4 protein-coding genes are annotated in these 2,772 nt (G+C 71.5%); 1 reads left to right on the plus strand and 3 read right to left on the minus strand.

The window, feature by feature from the left end; genetic code table 11:
• Positions 1-208: helix-turn-helix domain-containing protein (locus C5O18_RS08310; RefSeq protein ID WP_146089299.1), on the plus strand; the 208-nt coding region annotated here is incomplete at its 5' end.
• Here the strand turns inward: C5O18_RS08310 and C5O18_RS08315 are convergent.
• From C5O18_RS08315 to acuI, 3 genes are read right to left on the minus strand one after another with little or no spacing between them, the layout of a single operon-like run.
• Complete coding sequence (locus C5O18_RS08315) at positions 157-879, minus strand: NAD(P)H-dependent oxidoreductase (RefSeq protein ID WP_105193085.1); 723 nt, start codon at positions 877-879, stop codon at positions 157-159. The two genes, C5O18_RS08310 and C5O18_RS08315, sit on opposite strands and share 52 nt — an antisense overlap.
• Before the next feature lie 23 nt (positions 880-902).
• A complete protein-coding gene (locus C5O18_RS08320; RefSeq protein WP_105193087.1) occupies positions 903-1,421 on the minus strand; it encodes a DUF3465 domain-containing protein in 519 nt (172 codons plus the stop codon).
• A 5-nt stretch (positions 1,422-1,426) separates the two neighbouring features.
• Positions 1,427-2,416, minus strand: coding sequence for an acrylyl-CoA reductase (NADPH) (gene acuI, locus C5O18_RS08325; protein WP_105193089.1), 990 nt, complete (start codon positions 2,414-2,416; stop codon positions 1,427-1,429).
• Between the last annotated feature and the right edge of the window lie 356 nt (positions 2,417-2,772).

The following is a 2,772-nucleotide window of genomic DNA, read 5'->3' on the forward strand; positions in this document are numbered from 1 at the left end:
CCGGCACCTGGCGGAGGAATACCTGCTCGACCCGCACCTGACGCTGAACGACATTGCCGGGCTGCTCGGCTTCTCCGAGCAGAGCGCCCTCACCCGCGCCTTCCGGCGCTGGCACGGCATCGGCCCGAAAGCCTGGCGCCGGCAGTCGGCGGCGCATCAGGCCAGCGGTTTCATCTCGCGGTCCAGTGGCTTCATCTCGCGGTCATAGCTGGCCAGCACCGGCATGGTCAGCGGCTCGACGCTGTCGAGCGCGGCCAGGCGGGCGCGGAAGTCGGCGAGGATCTCGGCGCGCTTTTCCGGGCTCAGGTAGGGAATGTGGTAGCCGGTGAACGGCGGCAGCACGCTCAGGCCGGTGTAGGCCAGCGTGCCCTGCAGCACCGGCTTGAGGATCTGCGTCATGTCGCCGTGGATGCCGCCTTCCGACAGCATGTAGTCACGCCCGCCGCAGGTCAGCACCAGCCAGCCGCGCTTGCCCGCCAGCGAGCCCTGGTCGTAGAAGCGGCGGCCGCCGTAGACGCGGCCGGAGACCAGCACGCGGTCGAACCAGCCCTTGAGGATGGCCGGCACCGAGAACCAGTACAGCGGGAAGGTGAAGATGATCAGGTCGGCGGCCATGACCTTGGCCAGCTCGGCCTCGATGTCGGCGGCCAGCGTGCCGGCTTCGGCGTTGGCGCGCTGCTCCAGGGCGTAGTTCATGTATTCCGGGTTGCCGCGCGAGCCGAAGTCGGCGGCGCTGGCGACCGGGTTCCACTGCATGGCGTAGAGGTCAGACACCACGACCTCGTGGCCGGCGGCGGTCAGGTCCGCGATCGCGGCATCCTTGAGGGCGGCGGTGAACGATTGCGGCTCTGGGTGCGCGTGGACGATCAGGACCTTCATGACATCTCCTTGGAAAAATGGATTCAGCGGTATTCGCGACCCTGGTGGCGCAGCCAGCCGTGCTCGTGGCGGTCGCGCGGGTCGTGGTGGGTCCAGTGGATGACCCCGCCCTTGTCATTCCACTCGTAGACACCGTAGAAGGCGACGCGCTCGCCCGCCGACAGGCCGCCGATGCGCGGCGCCAGGTCGATATTGTGTGCCACCAGCACGGTGCGGCCGTCATCCAGGCGCAGCAGGAAGCGCTGGTGGCGGCTGCCTTCGTTGTCATCCGGCAGGATGCGGCTGACCGTGCCCTCGCCGAGCACCTGCAGGCCGCCCCGGCGGGCGACGTAGGCCTTGCCGATGGCGGCGTTGCCGGCGGCGATCTGCTCCGCCGTCAGCGACCCGCCTGCAACCGCCGGGGCATGCGCCGGGCTGGTGGCGGTCGCCGTGTCCGTGGCGACCGGTTCGCCGCCCGGCAGTAGCCAGCGCTGGCCGGCGAAGACCGCCAGCGCCAGCAGCAGCCACAGCCACCAGGCCGAACCCCTGCGCAGCGACGACATGCCGCTCACCGGTTCACATCGACCACGACACGGCCGCGCACGCGGCCGGCCATGAGGTCTTCGGCGGTGGTGATGACCTCGTCCAGGCCGATCTCGCGTGCGCCGATCAGCGCCAGGCGGTCGGCCGGCAGGTCGCGGGCCAGGCGCTGCCAGGCGCGCTCGCGCAGGGCGCGCGGCGCCATCACGCTGTCGATGCCGATCAGGCGCACGCCGCGCAGGATGAACGGCGCCACCGAGGCCGGGAAATCCATGCCCTGGGCCAGGCCGCAGGCGGTGACCACGCCGCCGTAGCGGACCTGGGCGCAGGCGTTGACCAGGGTGTGCGAACCGACGCAGTCGACGACGGCGGCCCAGCGCTCTTTCTGCAGCGGCTTGCCGGGCTGGTCGAGGGTGTCGCGGCCGACCACCTCGGCGGCGCCGAGCTGGCGCAGGAAATCGGCTTCGGCGGCCTTGCCGGTGGCCGCCACCACGCGGTAGCCGAGGTGCGCGAGGATGGCCACCGCCACCGAACCGACGCCGCCGGTGGCGCCGGTCACCAGCACGTCGCCATCTTCCGGCTGCACGCCCTGCTGCTCCAGCGCCAGCACCGACAGCATGGCGGTGTAGCCGGCGGTGCCGATGGCCATGGCATCACGCGCGGACAGGCCGGCGGGCAGGCGCACCAGCCAGTCGCCCTTGAGCGCGGCCTGCTGCGCCAGGCAGCCCCAGTGGGTCTCGCCCACGCCCCAGCCGTTGAGGATGACCTCGTCGCCTTCGCGCCAGGCCGGGTGGCTGCTCTCCAGCACGCGGCCGGCGCCGTCGATGCCGGCCACCATGGGCCACTGGCGCACCACCGGCGAACGGTTGGTGATGGCCAGGCCATCCTTGAAGTTCAGGGTCGAGTACTGCACCGCGATGCGCACGTCGGCATCGGGCAGCTGTGCCTGCTCGATGTTAGCGACGGTGGCGCGGAAACCGCTCTCGGGCTTTTCCAGCAGGATGGCGCGAATGCTCACGAAGACATCTCCCGGGTCATGGACGGGGCACCCGCGCGGCGTCGCGGCAGCGACACGCCCGGGCTCGGAAAGTTTCCGATAGTCGTTCGCGGCAAGGGAAATGACAAGCGCCGGTGCGGCGCGGGCAGCACTTTGTCGTCAGCGGCGGGAATCGCGGCCGGCCCCGGGCCTGACGGAATCAGGCCCGGCCGCGCCCGGATCAGGCGTAGTAGTCGACCTGGCCATCGCCGCTGTGGCCGGCGACCGGTCCGGCGGCATCGGCCACGCCGGGCTGGCTGTCACCCGGACGGCCGCGGGCACCGGTGTCGCCCTGCCCGCCCTGACCTGTCGCCATGCCGCCGGGCTGGCTGCCGGAC

Origin of the sequence: Amnimonas aquatica (assembly GCF_002943415.1) — a bacterium.
In the GTDB taxonomy this organism is placed as follows: Bacteria; Pseudomonadota; Gammaproteobacteria; order Pseudomonadales; family Moraxellaceae; genus Perlucidibaca; species Perlucidibaca aquatica_A.

What these genes read in the sequence shown, in the direction of transcription:
- C5O18_RS08315 (WP_105193085.1), bottom strand. Translation starts at nt 879, where the DNA reads ATGAAGGTCCTGATCGTCCACGCGCACCCAGAGCCGCAATCGTTCACC.
- C5O18_RS08320 (WP_105193087.1), bottom strand. Translation starts at nt 1,421, where the DNA reads ATGTCGTCGCTGCGCAGGGGTTCGGCCTGGTGGCTGTGGCTGCTGCTG.